Annotated in this window: 16 protein-coding genes; 7 read left to right on the forward strand and 9 right to left on the reverse strand. The window is 74.2% G+C overall.

Translation table 11 applies throughout. The features are described from left to right. Window positions 1-32: 32 nt before the first annotated feature. The 4 genes from IE318_RS17910 to IE318_RS17925 are packed head-to-tail and all read right to left on the reverse strand — an operon-like array spanning window position 33 to window position 3,055. Window positions 33-644, reverse strand: coding sequence for a GTP-binding protein (locus IE318_RS17910; protein ID WP_189901499.1), 612 nt, complete (start codon window positions 642-644; stop codon window positions 33-35). Beyond that, window positions 625-981 carry a DUF742 domain-containing protein gene (locus IE318_RS17915; protein WP_189901501.1) on the reverse strand — a complete coding sequence of 119 codons (357 nt, stop codon included), beginning with the start codon at window positions 979-981 and terminating at the stop codon, window positions 625-627. Before IE318_RS17915 ends, IE318_RS17910 begins: the two co-directional genes overlap by 20 nt. After that, window positions 978-1,403, reverse strand: coding sequence for a roadblock/LC7 domain-containing protein (locus tag IE318_RS17920; RefSeq protein ID WP_030169516.1), 426 nt, complete (start codon window positions 1,401-1,403; stop codon window positions 978-980). Before IE318_RS17920 ends, IE318_RS17915 begins: the two co-directional genes overlap by 4 nt. Continuing rightward, window positions 1,400-3,055: a sensor histidine kinase gene (locus tag IE318_RS17925; RefSeq protein ID WP_189901503.1), complete on the reverse strand. Its 1,656-nt coding sequence runs from the start codon at window positions 3,053-3,055 to the stop codon at window positions 1,400-1,402. The genes IE318_RS17920 and IE318_RS17925 overlap by 4 nt, the downstream gene beginning before the upstream one ends. A gap of 287 nt (window positions 3,056-3,342) precedes the next feature. Here IE318_RS17925 and IE318_RS17930 point away from each other — a divergent pair, with 287 nt between their 5' ends. Beyond that, the gene (locus IE318_RS17930) at window positions 3,343-3,819 is read left to right on the forward strand and encodes a redoxin domain-containing protein (RefSeq protein ID WP_189901505.1); all 477 of its coding nucleotides are present in this window, start codon (window positions 3,343-3,345) and stop codon (window positions 3,817-3,819) included. Between the two features lie 125 nt (window positions 3,820-3,944). Next, window positions 3,945-4,622, forward strand: coding sequence for a DUF429 domain-containing protein (locus IE318_RS17935; protein WP_189901507.1), 678 nt, complete (start codon window positions 3,945-3,947; stop codon window positions 4,620-4,622). A gap of 24 nt (window positions 4,623-4,646) precedes the next feature. Here IE318_RS17935 and IE318_RS17940 read toward each other — a convergent pair whose 3' ends face one another. The 3 genes from IE318_RS17940 to IE318_RS17950 all read right to left on the reverse strand — a co-directional run bounded on the left by IE318_RS17940 (window position 4,647) and on the right by IE318_RS17950 (window position 6,305). Next, entirely contained in the window at window positions 4,647-5,276 is a 630-nt protein-coding gene (locus tag IE318_RS17940) for an MBL fold metallo-hydrolase (protein ID WP_189901509.1), read from the reverse strand. 4 nt (window positions 5,277-5,280) lie between these two features. Continuing rightward, window positions 5,281-5,685: a MazG-like family protein gene (locus IE318_RS17945; protein WP_189901511.1), complete on the reverse strand. Its 405-nt coding sequence runs from the start codon at window positions 5,683-5,685 to the stop codon at window positions 5,281-5,283. Window positions 5,686-5,759: 74 nt separating this feature from the next. Continuing rightward, window positions 5,760-6,305: a DoxX family membrane protein gene (locus IE318_RS17950; RefSeq protein WP_030169498.1), complete on the reverse strand. Its 546-nt coding sequence runs from the start codon at window positions 6,303-6,305 to the stop codon at window positions 5,760-5,762. Between the two features lie 160 nt (window positions 6,306-6,465). Between IE318_RS17950 and IE318_RS17955 the strand changes: the two genes are divergently transcribed. Both IE318_RS17955 and IE318_RS17960 read left to right on the forward strand, forming a co-directional pair. Continuing rightward, window positions 6,466-6,792 (forward strand): hypothetical protein, encoded by a 327-nt coding sequence (locus tag IE318_RS17955; RefSeq protein WP_030169495.1) that lies wholly within the window; start codon window positions 6,466-6,468, stop codon window positions 6,790-6,792. A gap of 133 nt (window positions 6,793-6,925) precedes the next feature. After that, on the forward strand, window positions 6,926-8,131 hold the full coding sequence (locus IE318_RS17960) for a D-alanyl-D-alanine carboxypeptidase family protein (RefSeq protein WP_189901513.1): 1,206 nt from the start codon (window positions 6,926-6,928) through the stop codon (window positions 8,129-8,131). Window positions 8,132-8,422: 291 nt separating this feature from the next. Here the strand turns inward: IE318_RS17960 and IE318_RS17965 are convergent, their stop codons facing one another. Both IE318_RS17965 and IE318_RS17970 read right to left on the reverse strand, forming a co-directional pair. Continuing rightward, complete coding sequence (locus tag IE318_RS17965; protein WP_189901515.1) at window positions 8,423-9,181, reverse strand: SDR family oxidoreductase; 759 nt, start codon at window positions 9,179-9,181, stop codon at window positions 8,423-8,425. Between the two features lie 148 nt (window positions 9,182-9,329). After that, the gene (locus IE318_RS17970) at window positions 9,330-10,373 is read right to left on the reverse strand and encodes a Gfo/Idh/MocA family protein (protein WP_189901517.1); all 1,044 of its coding nucleotides are present in this window, start codon (window positions 10,371-10,373) and stop codon (window positions 9,330-9,332) included. An 88-nt stretch (window positions 10,374-10,461) separates the two neighbouring features. Here IE318_RS17970 and IE318_RS17975 point away from each other — a divergent pair, with 88 nt between their 5' ends. From IE318_RS17975 to IE318_RS17985, 3 genes are all read left to right on the forward strand, one after another. Then, a complete protein-coding gene (locus tag IE318_RS17975) occupies window positions 10,462-11,919 on the forward strand; it encodes a multidrug effflux MFS transporter (protein ID WP_229903571.1) in 1,458 nt (485 codons plus the stop codon). Next, window positions 11,862-13,046: a serine hydrolase domain-containing protein gene (locus tag IE318_RS17980; RefSeq protein ID WP_189901545.1), complete on the forward strand. Its 1,185-nt coding sequence runs from the start codon at window positions 11,862-11,864 to the stop codon at window positions 13,044-13,046. Before IE318_RS17975 ends, IE318_RS17980 begins: the two co-directional genes overlap by 58 nt. A gap of 166 nt (window positions 13,047-13,212) precedes the next feature. After that, entirely contained in the window at window positions 13,213-14,172 is a 960-nt protein-coding gene (locus IE318_RS17985) for a small ribosomal subunit Rsm22 family protein (RefSeq protein WP_189901520.1), read from the forward strand. Window positions 14,173-14,658: the final 486 nt, after the last annotated feature.

Consider the following 14,658-nt stretch of genomic DNA (forward strand, 5'->3'; position numbering starts at 1 on the left):
GGCGGACGGCGCTTCGGGGGAGGGCGAGGTCGTCACGATGCGGTCTCCCGGGCGGAGGCGAGGGCCTGCAGATGCTCTACGAGCGTGATCAGCACGTTCTTGCTGGATGCGCGGGAGCGGGCGTCGCAGTCGACCAGGGGCACCCGCGGGTCCAGGTCGAGCGCGTCACGCAGCGCCTCCGGGGAGTGCCGCGGGCCGCCGAAGTCGTTGCGGGCCACGATGAACGGCGTTCCGTGGTGCTCCAGCCGGTCGATGGCGTACCAGGAGTCGGCCAGCCGCCGGGCGTCGACCAGGACCACCGCGCCGAGGGTGCCGGCGAACAGCCGGTCCCACAGGAACCAGAAGCGCTCCTGCCCGGGCGCGCCGAACAGGTAGAGCACCGTCCGCCGGTCGAGGGAGATGCGCCCGAAGTCGAAGGCGACGGTCGTCGAGGTCTTCCCCGCCACGCCGCCGAGGTCGTCGACGCCACGGCCGGCCTGGGTCATCGTCTCCTCGGTGCTCAGCGGACGGATGTCGCTGACCGAACGCACCAGGGTGGTCTTGCCGACGCCGAAACCGCCCACGACGACGATCTTCAGTCCGTTGTCGGCGGTGCGGCTCAGCGGGGTGCGGGCCGCCGGGGCGTCAGAGATTGCGTAGTCCAACGAGCACCTGCTCCAGGAGGATCGGGTCGAGTAGTTGCGCCCGGGCGGGGGCGGTGCGCGGATGCCGGGCGGTGATCACACCCATGTCCAGCAGGTCGGCCAGGAGGATCCGCACGATGCCGACGGGTAGTCGCAGGTCCGCCGCGATCTCCACGACCGCGGTGGGCAGACGGCACATGCGCAGGATCGCGGCGTGCTCCGACTGCATGCCCGGACGCGGCTCGGACTCGCTGACCACCAGTGTGACCAGGTCGAACTCGTGCCCGTCCGCCCGGCTGCGGCCCCCGGTCAGGGTGTACAGCCGGTCGGGGTCGTCGTCCCGGCCCGGGCGGCTCATGCCGCGCCGTCCCCGGCGGGCTCCCGCGGCGGAGCGCTGAGGTACTCCCCGAGCTGCTCGACCAGTTCGTGCATGTTGTGGCCGATCAGGCCGGGCTCGGCGTCCTCGTCCGCGACGACCGCCACATGGGCCCCTTCGCCGGCCTCCACGATGAAGAGGATGCCGCCGTAGAACTCGGTCATGGACTGGCGCACCCCGCCGGTCCCGTCCCCGAACTCCACGGAGGCGCCGTGGGAGAGGCTCTGGATGCCGGCCGAGATCGCCGCGAGCTGGTCCGCCCGGTCCTCGGAGAGCTCGCCGGTGTGACAGAGCTTCAGCCCGTCACGGGACAGCACCAAGGCGTGCCTGGCTCCCGGCGTACGCTCCAACAGGCCCTCCAGCAGCCAGGTGAGCTCGGTCACCGCTGCGGCGGGTGCAGTCATCGGTCATCCTCCGAGTGGGAAGCGGTAGCAGTGGAAGAGGGCCTGCCGTCGACCGGGTCGCCCGTCGCGGCTTCCACCGCGGGACCCTGCCCGGTGACGGCCCGGCGGAACGCGCCGAGGCGGTGGGCGGAGGCGGCCGACGTCGGGCGCGGTGTGACGGCCGGCGCGGGCCGCCGCTCCGCCCCGGGGACCCCTTCCGGATGGGCGGCGGCGAGGGTGCGGCCACGGCGCCGCTTGGGCAGGGCGCCGGCGCCGAGGGGCGTCGCGGCCGTGGGGTCTGTGGCGGTGGGGTCCATGGAGGTCGGATCCGCGCACGTGGGGTCTGTGGCGGTGGGGTCCGCGGTGGTCGGGTCCGCGCCCGTGGGATCTGCGGCCGTGGCGTGCTCCTGGGCGTGGGTCTTGGCGGACGGGAGCGCCACCGGCGTCGGCGGCGCGGAGGTCTTCCGGGCCGGCAGGGGCGAGACCGGGACCGGGACGGGGACCACCTCGGGCTCCGGTGTCCGGCCGGCCTCCGGTGCCCGGGCCGGCTCCGGTTCCGGGTCGGGCTGGGGCCGGGTGATCAGATCCTGCGGCAGCAGTACGACGACGCCGGTGCCGCCGCTCGCCGAGGGCCGGAAGGACACCGTCAGACCGTGTTTGCGAGCGAGGCGCCCCACCACGGCGAGGCCCAGGCGGGTGCCGGACAGTTCGGCCAGGTCCTGCGAGGCCCCGCCGACGGAGTGCTCGGCCCGGCGAAGAGCGACGTCGCTCATCACCAGGCCGCTGTCCTCCACGGTGATCACCACGCCGGCCGGCACCTCCGAGACGTAGACGTGGACCTCGGTGGTGGGCGGCGAGAAGTTGCAGGCGTTGTCGAGGATCTCGGCCAGGGCGTGCATGACGCCCTCGGCGGCGTAGCCGGCGACCGCGAGGTCGGTGATCGAGTGCAGCCGCACCCGCTGGTAGCCGGCGATCCGGCCCATGGCGCCGCGCAGCACCGATTCCATGACGATGGGCTTGGCCCAGCGGCGTCCCGAGCGGGCGCCGGTGAGCACCGCGATGCTGTCGGCCAGGCGGCCGGCCTGGGCGGTGCGGTGGTCCAGGTGCAGCAGGTCGCCGAGCACGTCGGGGTCGATGTGCCGGTGCTCCATCTCCCGCAGGTCCGCCAGCATGCCGGTGGCCAGCGCCTGCATCCGGCCGGCGACGTTGGCGCAGGCGGCGAGGGCCGCGGCCCGGCGGTTCTCGCTGCGGCCGAACTCCTCCGCCAGCCGGCGCAGCGCCCGCTGGTGGGCCGGGTCGGCCGGCTGGGGAACGGCGGCGAGCGCGGTCTCCCACGCCGAGCCGCCGCGCACCCGCTCCAGCAGCGCCGGTACGGTCTCGTCGGCGAACGCCCGCGCCGAAGCGGCCGCCTCGGTGGCCGCGGCCTCCGCCTGCCGCCGCGCACGTCCGGCCTGCTCGCACTGGTGGACGGCGGTGGCCACGGCGGCGCAGAGCGCCAGGGCGGCCGCACCCGCTCCGATCGCCAGGGGAGTGCGGAACGACGCGGGCGCGGAGGCCGTCGCCCACACCACGACGGCCGCGGCCACGACCACGGTGGCGAGCAGCACCCGCAGGGTCCTGCGCGGCGAGGGACGCTCCGCCCGGGGGCTGGCCGCGTCTGTGTGCACTGTCATCGACTGGTTCCTCGGGGCCGTGACGGTTGCCGGTCGGTCGATGAACGACACCGGGGAGGTCGTGTTCTCGACAATTCGCGGTCATCATATGGGGAGTTGACGATTACTCGGGAGCGGAACCTGAGACGCTCGAGCCGCTGTGTGACCGAAAATGAACGGTGCGGTGACCGGCTTCTGTCGCCCCGGGGCAGGGGCGCGTGGCGGAGCGCATGCCCGGAGGCGTGGGCGGAATCCATGTGATCATCCACCCTCGTAGCCACACACCTGCCGTGTCACGGAGGAACACCATGTGGCGCACCGTCCCGACGACCGCCGGGCCCCTGCCTGTGCCTTCTCCCGACCACCGGTGGACCGTGCTGTTCTTCATCACCGAGCCCGGTATCGGCGAGCGACTGCCCGAACTGGGTGGCTGCACCACGGGACTGTGCTCCGCGCGCGACGCGGCGGCGGCCTTCGCCCGTGCCGACGCCCGGGTGCTCGGCGTCAGCGCTCATGCCCCCGGCCGGCTGGCCGAGTTCGCGGAGGGCCGCGCCCTCGGATACCCGCTCGTCGGCGACGAGGACCTGTCCCTGGGCCGCGCGTTCGGCGTCCCCGAGGTGCGGGCCGAGGACCGGACGCTGTTCGCGCGTGCCGCCGTCGTCCTGGACCGCACCGGCCGGGTGCGGTCCCTGATCCACCCGGTGCCGGAGCCCGAGCGGCACGCCGAGCTGGTGCTGGAGCGGCTGGCCCGACTCACGGATTCCGAAGGCACGCTGCAGGGCTGACCTTCCGTCATGCCTCTCAGTGGGTGGAATCACTCCTCACCCGCGTGACCGCGTACCGTCTCTTCGGCGGCCGGCCGTTTCCTCCCGCCGCCGCGGCCTGACCGGTGCGAGAGAGGCGGGGCCGGATGGACGTGCTCGGAGTGGACGCCTGCGGCAAGCGGGGGTGGGTCGGGATCCGGCTGGTGGACGGGGCGTACGCGGGCAGTCTGGTGGACGTCCGGCTCGATGCGTTGATCGGGCGTGCCGGCGGCGTCCAGGGCGTCGCGGTGGACATGCCGTTGGGGCTCGTCGACAGAGGGTGGCGTGCCGCCGACCTCGCGGCCAGGGCGCTGCTCGGGGAGCGGCGGAGCAGTGTGTTCCTGGTGGCGCCGAAGGCGGCGTGGCAGGAGGCCGACTACCCGGCGGCGGCGGACCGGTGCCAGGAGCTCGCCGGTGGGCGGTTGAGCCGGCAGGCGTGGGCGCTGGCGCCGAAGCTTCTCGAGGCCCGGGCCTGTTGGCTCGCCGATGGACGGATCCACGAGGTGCATCCCGAGGTGTCCTTCCGCGAGTTGGCCGGCGGGGCGCCCCTGGCCCACGCCAAGAAGACCTGGCGTGGCCAGAATCTGCGCCGCTCCCTGCTGGCCGGGGCCGGGCTCGTGCTCCCGGACGAGCTAGGTGAGGCGGACCGCGTTCCCGCGGACGACGTTCTCGACGCCGCCGTCGCCGCGTGGTCCGCCCACCGGATCGCGCTCGGCACCGCGGGCCGGGTTCCCGAGGCGGCGGAACTGGATGCGGGCGGGCGGGCCGTGGAGATCAGGTACTGAGCCACCTAGTCAACTGACAGCCCGTCAGCTCGCTTGTGGGAGAAGACGGAGGGCGTAGGTACGGCCCTCGACGCCCCACTCGCCGGACGGAGGTCTCTCGCCGGCGTCGATCGCTCGGAGGACGGGGCGTCCGACGTGGGCGTAGACGAGGCGGCGTACGCCGTGGCGTGCGGCCTCTTCCGCGACGGTCCGGACGGTGGCGTGGCCGCCGACGCCGCCGCGGAAACGGATCGGCCGGTTCCAGGCGGCGGCCTCGGCGAACATCAGGTCCGCGCCCGCCGCCCACGCGGGGAACTCCAGGAACTCCGGGGCCCAGACGGCCAGCAGCCCGTCCGCCTCGATGCGGTAGCCGTAGGCGGGGTGGGAGGTGTGCACGACCGGACGGCAGCGCACCCGCAGGCCGTCCAGGTCGACGTCTCCGGCGCGTACCTGGACGTCCCGCTCGGCGGCGTGCCGTCGCAGCGCGGAGCGCAGTTCGGAGTGCTCGTCGGTGACCAGCCAGGCGTCGAGCCGGCCCGGCGGTGGCAGGGCGCCGGGCCCGCCGTCGAAGGCCACCCTGCGCCGGGCGTGGCGCAGCAGCAGTCCGGCGGGTGCGAACCGCGGCGAGTTCATCGCTCCCACGCCCAGCAGGGTCAGCCGCAGCCATCGGGTCATCGCATCACGCTCGGGGTTCAGGCCGAGGGGGACCGGCCTGCGTTCCGGGTGCCCCGGCCGCTCCGAGCGAACGCTCCCTGACCCTCGCCAGGTGGCGGTCGAAGACCTCCCGTGCGTCGGGGGTCAGGGTGCGCAGGGCCACCAGCGCCGTGATGACCACGTCGCACAGCTCGGACTGCACGTCCTCCCACGTGTGGGTGGTGCCCTTGCGCGGGTTCTGGCCCATCACGCCGATCACCGCCTGGGCGGCCTCGCCGACCTCCTCGGACAGCTTGAGCATCCTCAGCAGCAGGCCTTCCCGGCCGTCGTACGGCCCGTGCGTGTCGAGCCACGTCCACAGGGCGTCGATGGAGGTCCAGAGGTCCGCGGGGGCCGCCACGGGGGTGGTCGTCGTGTCCTGATCGCTCATGGGCACGCAGCCTGCCACGGCTCCCGTGGCTCCCCGAACCGTGCCTCGGCGGCCGCGCGTCAGCCGCTCGTCGGTCACTCCTCGAACAGCGCCTCCTGCTGCCCCTCCTTCTGGCGCCGCAGGTGCCTGACGCGGGCGCCGATGACCAGGGCCGTCCCCGCGGCCGTCACCGCGAACGACACCGGGACCATCCAGCCGCGGTTGACCGCGTGCCCGAGAGCGTGGTCCACGGAGAGGCGGCCGGGGCCGCTGATCGAGAGACCGGCGGCCGTCAGGCCCAGGGAGGCCGCGTACTCGTAGCCGCCGCCCTGGGCGAAGAAGCCGCTCGGCGCGTGCACCGCCGCCGCCCCCGCCATCGCCCCGGCCGCCGCGGCGCCGGCCGCCGGGGTCGCCAGGCCCAGGGCCAGCAGCAGCCCGCCGCCCGCCTCCGCCAGTCCCGCCGCTGCCGCGCTCGCCTTCCCCGGCCGGTAGCCGACGGACTCCATGAACTGCCCGGTTCCCGCCAGGCCGGCCCCGCCGAACCAGCCGAGCAGCTTCTGCGCGCCGTGCGCGGCCAGCACGCCTCCCGTTCCCAGCCGGAGCAGCAGCAGGCCCACATCTCGTCGGTCGTAACAGGTCACGGTGACTCCAGACGGCTCCAAGGGGAAGGACTCGGAGTTGCCTCCGGGTTCCCACCGGAGTTCCCTCCGGGTTCCCACCCTCGCACCGGGGACACCCGCTCGGCCCGCCCACGGCGCTGTTCGGGTGGCGGGGAGCCGGGGGCGGTGTGACTCTGCCGACATGACGATTCAGACCGCCAGACTCAGCGACCCGGCCGTCCGCGCCTTCGTCACCGCCGTCAACGCCCATGACCGCGAGGGCTTCATGCAGATCCTCGCCCCCGGCGCGACCATGGCCGACGACGGCTCCGACCGTGACCTCGCCGAGTGGATCGAGCAGGAGATCTTTTCCACGCACGGCCACATGGAGGTCGACAACGAGTCCCGGGGCGGCCGGGCCCTCCTCGCCCGCTACAGCAACGACACCTGGGGCGAGATGCGCACCCGGTGGATCTTCACCGTCGCCGACGACGGGCGGATCGCCCGGTTCGAGACCGAGCAGGCGTAGCGAGCGGGACCGTGTCGGCCGGATCCGCGGATGAGCGAGATGACCGACGCGGCGTCCCTCCTTTGGTGATCTTTTGATCTCCCTTTGAGGACCCGTCGTGCACGGGCCCGGCCTCGCTTTGTACGGTCCCGGAGTGCGCGATTCCACTCAGTCTCCCTCCCCCCGTCCGTCCCGGCGCGCCCTGCTGGGCCTGGCCGCCGCCGGTCCGCTGGCCCTCTCGGTCGGCGCCGCCCCGGCCTCGGCCGCCGGCACGAGCGTGATCGGCGGTGCGCGGCTGGCCCGCAGCGGGGTGCAGGCGCAGAGCACCACCGGCCTGCCGCGGAAGCTCACCGCCCGCGCCTGGCTGGTCGCCGACGGGGAGAGCGGGGAGGTGCTCGCCTCGTACCGCGCGCACGAGCGCCTGGCGCCCGCCTCCACCCTGAAGATGCTGTTCGCGGACACGGTGCTGAAGAAGTTCCCCCGCTCCGGGCGGCACGAGGTCACCGCCGCCGACCTGGCCGACATTCCCGCCGGTTCCAGCCTCGTCGGCATCCAGCCCGGGATCACCTACACCGTCGAGCAGTTGTGGCAGGGCGTGTTCCTGCGCTCGGGCAACGACGCGGTGCACGTGCTCGCCCACATGAACGGCGGCGTGGCGAAGACGGTCGCCGAGATGCAGGCCACGGCGCAGGACCTCCAGGCCCTGGACACGCACGTGGTCAGCCCGGACGGCTTCGACCACCCGGGCCAGCTGTCCTCGGCGTACGACCTGACCCTGTTCGCCCGGCACGGGCTGCGGAACGCCGACTTCCGCGGCTACTGCGGCACCCGCACCGCCGACTTCCCGGCGGGCGGCAAGAAGACGTTCCAGATCCAGAACACCGACCGCCTGCTGACCGGGACGTGGGGCCTGAAGACGTACGACGGCATCATCGGCGTGAAGAACGGCTACACCAGCCACGCCGGCAACACCTTCACCGGTGCCGCCGTCCGCGGTGGCCGCACCCTGCTGGTCACGGTGATGCACCCCTCGGCCGGTGCCAACGCCGTCTACGAGGAGACCGCCGCCCTGCTCGACTGGGGCTTCGCGCACGGCGGTTCGGCGCAGGCCGTGGGCACGCTGGTCGAGCCGTTGAGCGAGGGCGGGACGAAGGCGGAGGCCGGCCCGTCCGGCAAGGCCGACCCGGCCGGCGTGGGGGCGTCCGGCGCGACGGCGCACGCCGGGCCCTCGACCTGGCGGCTGCTGGAGGGAGCGGGCGGCACGGCCGTGCTGCTCGCGGGCGGGGCGTGGGCCCTGCGCCGGCGCTGGGCGGCGGCGCAGGCGGCGCGGGCCGACTCGGCGGGCCGCCACCGCCGTTGAGCGATCTGCACAAACGGAATTCAACAATCCGCGCCGGGTCGCCCGGTTACCGGCTTATGCTCGACGTCTCCTTCACCAAAGCTTCACAGTTGGGGCGGGGGGATTCCGCTCAGTGGGGCTTCGGCCGAGCGGGGCTTCCGCCGAGCGGCTTTCGTCGGTCGCGTGCACAGGGCCACATCCAGGGGAGGGGGCGGCAGCCGTTCCACGGCACCGGTAGGGGGGACCCCGCGCGGGACCGCGGGGTACACGCCGGTACGTGGAGCGGCTGCCGCGTGCGGGCCCCCGGGGCGCTCAGCCGCGTCCCACGTACGGCATCGCCGTCGCCAGCACCGTCGCGAACTGCACGTTCGCCTCCAGCGGCAGCTCGGCCATGTGCCGTACCGTGCGCGCCACGTCGGCCACGTCCATCACCGGTTCCGGGGCCGTCTCGCCGTTCGCCTGGAGCGCGCCCGTCTGCATCCGGGCCGTCATGTCGGTGGCAGCGTTGCCGATGTCGATCTGCCCCACCGCGATGCGGTACGGCCGCCCGTCGAGCGACAGCGACTTGGTCAGACCGGTCAGCGCGTGCTTGGTGGCGGTGTAGGGCGCCGAGTGCGGCCGGGGTGTGTGCGCCGAGATCGAGCCGTTGTTGATGATCCGGCCGCCCTGCGGGTCCTGTCCCTTCATCTGCCGGTACGCCGCCTGGGCGCACAGGAACGCCCCGTTGAGGTTGGTGTTCACCACGTGCTGCCATGCCTCGTAGGGCAGGTCCTCCACCGGCACACCGCCCGGCCCGAACGTCCCCGCGTTGTTGAACAGCAGGTCGACCCGCCCGAAGCGGTCGACGGTGGCGGCGAACAGCGCGGCCACGTCGTCCGGCCGCGCCACATCGGTGCGTACGGCCAGGGAGGCGGCCTCGGGCGCGAGCGCCGCCGTCCCCTCGAGCGTCTCCACCCGTCGGCCCGCGAGCGCCACGGACCAGCCCGCGCGCAGCAGTTCCACGGCGACGGCCCGCCCGATGCCCGATCCGGCGCCGGTCACCACGGCGATCTTCGATGAGGTGTCGGTCATGGCACCGGAGCGTACGAGGAGCATCCGGCATGCGGAATCCCCTGTCCGCCATACGGATGCGAATGCGGATGCGGATACGGATGCGCGGCCGACGGGCCGACGGGCCGACGGGCGGACGGGCCGACGAGTGGACGGGCCGACGGGCGGGTCAGACGAGCGCGGGCTCCGTCGACTCCGTGGCCTCCCCCGGATAGCGCACCCCGATCCGCTCCCGGATCGTGTCCAGCGTCCGCATCACCGCCAGGGTGCCGTCCAGCGGCACGACCGGCGACTCGGTCTCGCCCGCGCGCAGCGCGCGCATCACCTCCAGCGCCTCGTGCCGCAGGGTGGTGCGCGGACCGTCCGCCGGGTCGGCGGTGAACTCCTCCGGGTCCCGCCCGTCGCGGTGCAGCACGAAGCGCTCCGGGTGGAAGAAGCCCGACGGGATGTCGATACGGCCCTTCGAGCCGGTGACCGAGGCGCCGTTCGCCGTGCCCCCGGTGATGGAGCAGTGCACCTGGGCCAGCGCGCCGCCGTCCCAGCAGAGCAGGGCGCCCGTCTGCAGGTCGACGCCCTCGGGCGAGAGCACCGCCCGGGCCGCCACGTCCGACGGCTCACCGAGCAGCAGATGCGCGAACGACACCGGGTAGACGCCGAGGTCGAGCAGGGCCCCGCCGCCCAGCCCGGGGTCGCGCAGCCGGTGCGAGGGCGGGAACGGCCCGGCCAGCCCGAAGTCGGCCTGCACGGTGCGTACGTCGCCGATCGCCCCGTCGTCGACCAGCGCCTTCAGCCGCCGTACCAGCGGATTGCAGTACATCCACATGGCCTCCATGAGGAAGCGCCCGTGCTGCCTGGCCAGGGCGACCAGTTCCTCGGCCTCCCGCAGGTTCAGCGTGAACGGCTTCTCGCACAGCACGTGCCGCCCGGCCTCCAGGCAGAGACCGGCGGCCGCGCGGTGGACCGAGTGCGGGGTGGCGACGTAGACGACGTCGATGTCACCGTCCTGTGCGAGCTCCTCCCAGGAGCCGTACGCCCGCTGGATCCCGAACCGTTCGGCGAAGGCCTTCGCCGACTCCGTACGGCGCGAGGCCACCGCCACGACCTCCGCGTCCGGCAGGTCCACGAGATCCGCGGTGAACGCGGCGGCGATCCCACCGGTCGCCAGAATCCCCCAGCGCACCTTCTCTTCGCTCACATTGGATATCCCGGACATCCCGGACCCCACCCTCGATCATGTGTTCCACGGCACGGCGTACGAGCTGAGAGCATAGGTGGCGGATCAGCCGGAGAGGGAGGGACACATGTCCGAGGGAGGGGCGTCGGCGCCGCACGCGCCGAAGGAGTCCATACCGACCGCGCCCACCGCGCCCACCGCGCCCACCGCGCCGGCCGCACCGGAGTCGCCACGGACCGCCGTACCGGAGCCGGCACGGACGTCCGCACCGGAGCCCGGACGACGCACCGGCCCGCCCGACCCGGCCCTCCGCCCCGGCGCCGCCCGCCGCACCGGCCTCCTGGTGACCCTGATCCTCGGCGGCCTGACCGCCACACCCCCGCTCGCGATGGACATGTACCTTCCCTCGCTCCCGGAGGTCACCCGCTCCCTGCACGCCCCGGCCGCGACCGTCCAGCTCACCCTCACCGCCTGCCTGGCCGGCATGGCGCTCGGGCAGCTGGTCGTCGGCCCGATGAGCGACCGCTGGGGCCGCAGGCGCCCGCTGCTGGCAGGCCTGGCCGTCTACGTCCTGGCCACCGTCCTGTGCGCGCTCGCGCCGAACGTCGAGGTGCTGGTCGCCTTCCGGCTGGCGCAGGGTCTGGCGGGCGCGGCCGGCATAGTGATCGCCCGCGCGGTCGTCCGCGACCTGTACGACGGCGTGGCCATGGCCCGGTTCTTCTCCACGCTGATGCTGATCTCCGGGGTCGCGCCGATCGTGGCGCCGCTGATCGGCGGTCAGATCCTGCGGGTGACGGACTGGCGGGGCGTGTTCGTGGTGCTCACGGTGGTCGGAGTGCTGCTGGGCGCGGTCGTGTGGACCAAGCTGCCGGAGACCCTGCCGCCCGCCGAACGCCACGGGGGCGGCGTCGGGGAGGCCCTGCGCTCGATGCGCGGGCTGCTCGCCGACCGCGCCTTCGCCGGGTACATGATCGCGGGCGGCTTCGCCTTCGCCGCGCTGTTCGCCTACATCAGCGCGTCCCCCTTCGTGATCCAGGAGATCTACGGCGCCTCCCCGCAGACGTTCAGCCTGCTGTTCGGGCTCAACTCGGTCGGGCTGGTCGCCGTCGGCCAGATCAACGGCAAGGTGCTGGTCGGCCGGGTCCGGCTGGACCGGGTGCTGGCCGTCGGGCTCACGGTGGTCATCCTGGCGGCGGGCGCGCTGCTGCTGATGGCGACGGGCGCGTTCGGCGAGGTGGGCCTGGCGCCCGTGGCGGCCGCGCTGTTCGTACTGATGTCCGCGATGGGCGTCACCCTGCCCAACACCCAGGCTCTCGCCCTGATGCGCACCCGGCACAACGCCGGCTCCGCGTCCGCGCTGCTCGGCACCTCCTCCTTCCTCATCGGCGCGGTGGCCTCCCCGCTCGTCGGGATCGCCGGCGAGGACACCGCCGTACCCATGGCGGTCGTCCAACTGGCGGCCGCGCTGGTGGCGCTGGCCTGCTTCGTGGGAATGTGCCGACCCGGGAAGGAAGCCATGAGCGGGGAATCCGTGACTGCGGAGACCGTGAGCGCGAAGACCGTGAGTGCGGGGGAGGAGAGCTGAGCACGCCGAGACTGCGCCGGGACACAGCGGAGAAGGCCGGACTGGACCCCGCCGAACTGCACCACCTCGTCTCCGAGGTCCGCGCCCTCACCACCGGCGAGCGCCCCTGGACGGCGGGCGCCGTCGTCGTCGCCGGGCGCGGCCCCGTGATCGCCGTGGCGGAGGCCGCGGGCTGGGCCGTACGGTACGGCTCCTACGACCCCGTGACCGACCGCGGCGTCGAACTGCCGCCCGAGGCATGGGTGCCGATGACCCTCGACACCCCCTTCGACCTGGCCTCCCTCACCAAACTGTTCACCGCGGCCGCCGCCGTGCAGCAGATCGAGCGGGGCACGCTGGGGATCGACGCCCGGGTGGGGGCGTATCTGCCGGAGTTCCGCGCCGCCGCCGCGAGCGGCATCACCGTACGGCAGCTGCTCACCCACACCTCCGGGCTGCGCCCCGAACTGCCGCTGTACGACTGCCCGGACCGGGCGGCCCGGCTGGCGATGCTGCGGGCGGAGCACCCGGTGACCGCGCCCGGCACCTATGTGTACTCGGACCTGAACCCGCTCCTGCTCCAGCACGTCCTGGAGCGCGTCACCGGCCGCCCCCTGGACGCGCTGATCCGCGACGGGATCACCCGCCCGCTGGGCATGACGTCCACACGCTTCGGGCCGTGCCCCGGCGCGGCGGCCACCGAGGACCAGCGGCGACCGTGGGCCAAGGCGGACCGGGGGATGCTGCGGGGTGAGGTGCACGACGAGAACGCGTGGGCGCTCGGGGGTGTGGCCGGGCATGCGGGACTGTTCTCCACGGCGGGGGACCTGGCGGTGTTCTGCCGGACGCTGCTGGCGGGCGGGTCGTACGGGCCCGCCCGGATCCTCGGCACCGACTTCGTCGAGCTGCTGCTGACCCCGCCGGGTCTGGGCTTCGCGGTGGACCAGCCGTGGTTCATGGGGGAGCTGGCGGGTGGGGGAGCGGTGGGACACACGGGGTTCACCGGGACGTCGCTGGTCCTGGACCCGGTCACGGACACGTTTCTCGTGCTGCTGGCCAACACGGTCCATCCGCGCCGCCGCCCACCGGACAGCGGCCCGCGCGCGGCGGCGGCGAGCCGCTTGGCGCGGGCCGTGCGGGGTGCGTGACCTTGATCGCGCGGTTCACCGCGCCCCTGCGGCGGGCCGGGTCCCGCCCCCTCGTCCCTCGCGGGCCTGCGAGAATCGAAGGGTGAATGACCCCGTTGCCCCCGTTGCTCGCGTTGCCTCCGATGCACCCGTCGCCCCCGTAGTCCCCGACGTCTCGTCGGCGGAGATGCTTCGTGTTGCTCTTGCCGGGCTGCTCGACGGGCTGCCGGCGCGGCAGGCGGCGGGGGCCGTGGAGCGGCTGATCGCCAACTACCGGGGGAGCACCCCGACCGACGCGCCGATCCTGCGGGACCGCGCGGACGTGGCCGCCTACGCCGCGTACCGGATGCCCGCCACCTTCGAGGCGGTGCGCTCCGCGCTGGAGGCGTTCGTGGCGGCCGTACCCGGGTGGGTGCCTGCCGGGCATGTGGACGTCGGCGGCGGGACGGGCGCCGCGACCTGGGCCGTCGCCGCCACCTGGGAGGGAACCCGGCCGGTCACCGTGCTCGACTGGGCCGAGCCCGCGCTCGCCCTCGGCCGGGAACTCGCCGCCGCCCACCCCGCCCTGCGCGACGTCCGCTGGCAGCGCGCCCGGATCGGCGCGGCGCTCACCCTCGAACCCACGGACCTGGTCACCGTCTCCTACGTCCTCAACGAGCTCACCGAGGCCGACCGGGCCGCCGTCGTGGAGGCCGCCGCGGCCGCCGCCCAGGCCGTCGTGGTCGTGGAAGCGGGCACCCCCGCCGGCTACGCCCGCGTCATCGAGGCGCGTGACCGGCTGATCGCGGCCGGATTCCACATCGCCGCGCCCTGCCCGCACAGCGCCGCCTGCCCCATCGTGCCCGGCACGGACTGGTGCCACTTCTCGGCCCGGGTCAGCCGCTCCTCCCTGCACCGCCAGGTCAAGGGCGGCTCCCTCGCCTACGAGGACGAGAAGTTCAGCTACGTGGCCGCCACCCGCCTCCCGGTCACCCCCGCCCCCGCCCGTGTCGTCCGGCGCCCCCAGATCCGCAAGGGCCAGGTCCTCCTGGACCTCTGCGAGCCCGACGACCAACTCCGCCGCCGCACGATCACCAAACGCCACGGCGACCTCTACAAGGCGGCCCGCGACACGGACTGGGGCGACCCCTGGCCCCGGCCCGAGTAGCAACCAGGCACGGCCCGGACGGTGCGTGGCCGTCACCCGCGGCGCCCCGCGACGCGGACTGGGGGCGACCCCTGCCCCTGGCCGGACCGGCAACCAGTCACGGCCCGCGCCCGCCCGACGGTACGCGGCCGTCACCTGCGGCGGCTCGCGACGCGGACTGGGGCGAATCCTGGCCCCCGGCCGGACCGGCAACCAGTCACGACCCGCGTCCGCCCGCCCGACGGTACGCGGCCGTCACCCGCGGCGCCCCGCGACGCAGGCTGCGGGCGACCCCTGCCCCGGCCGAGTAGTGACCAGCCACGACCCGAGGCCGCCCGACGGCGGAAGGGGCCGTGGGGGTGCGTCACAGCCCGCCGCGTACTGCGGTCCCTCCTCCGGCCGACCCGACTCCTCCGGGCCGTATGTCCGTGTGCGGCGGGCTGGACGCACCACCACGGCCCCGACCCACCCACGCACAGGACGCGCGACGGCATCACCACTCACCCG

It is taken from the genome of Streptomyces spiralis (assembly GCF_014654675.1).
In the GTDB taxonomy this organism is placed as follows: domain Bacteria; phylum Actinomycetota; class Actinomycetes; order Streptomycetales; family Streptomycetaceae; genus Streptomyces; species Streptomyces spiralis.

Excerpts from the sequence above, each read along its gene's own strand:
- IE318_RS17915 (WP_189901501.1), bottom strand. The coding sequence starts at position 981 with ATGAGCCGCCCGGGCCGGGACGACGACCCCGACCGGCTGTACACCCTG.
- IE318_RS17920 (WP_030169516.1), bottom strand. The coding sequence starts at position 1,403 with ATGACTGCACCCGCCGCAGCGGTGACCGAGCTCACCTGGCTGCTGGAG.
- IE318_RS17925 (WP_189901503.1), bottom strand. The coding sequence starts at position 3,055 with ATGACAGTGCACACAGACGCGGCCAGCCCCCGGGCGGAGCGTCCCTCG.
- IE318_RS17930 (WP_189901505.1), top strand. The coding sequence starts at position 3,343 with ATGTGGCGCACCGTCCCGACGACCGCCGGGCCCCTGCCTGTGCCTTCT.
- IE318_RS17935 (WP_189901507.1), top strand. The coding sequence starts at position 3,945 with ATGGACGTGCTCGGAGTGGACGCCTGCGGCAAGCGGGGGTGGGTCGGG.
- IE318_RS17940 (WP_189901509.1), bottom strand. The coding sequence starts at position 5,276 with ATGACCCGATGGCTGCGGCTGACCCTGCTGGGCGTGGGAGCGATGAAC.
- IE318_RS17945 (WP_189901511.1), bottom strand. The coding sequence starts at position 5,685 with ATGAGCGATCAGGACACGACGACCACCCCCGTGGCGGCCCCCGCGGAC.
- IE318_RS17955 (WP_030169495.1), top strand. The coding sequence starts at position 6,466 with ATGACGATTCAGACCGCCAGACTCAGCGACCCGGCCGTCCGCGCCTTC.
- IE318_RS17965 (WP_189901515.1), bottom strand. The coding sequence starts at position 9,181 with ATGACCGACACCTCATCGAAGATCGCCGTGGTGACCGGCGCCGGATCG.
- IE318_RS17970 (WP_189901517.1), bottom strand. The coding sequence starts at position 10,373 with ATGTCCGGGATATCCAATGTGAGCGAAGAGAAGGTGCGCTGGGGGATT.
- IE318_RS17975 (WP_229903571.1), top strand. The coding sequence starts at position 10,462 with ATGTCCGAGGGAGGGGCGTCGGCGCCGCACGCGCCGAAGGAGTCCATA.
- IE318_RS17985 (WP_189901520.1), top strand. The coding sequence starts at position 13,213 with ATGCTTCGTGTTGCTCTTGCCGGGCTGCTCGACGGGCTGCCGGCGCGG.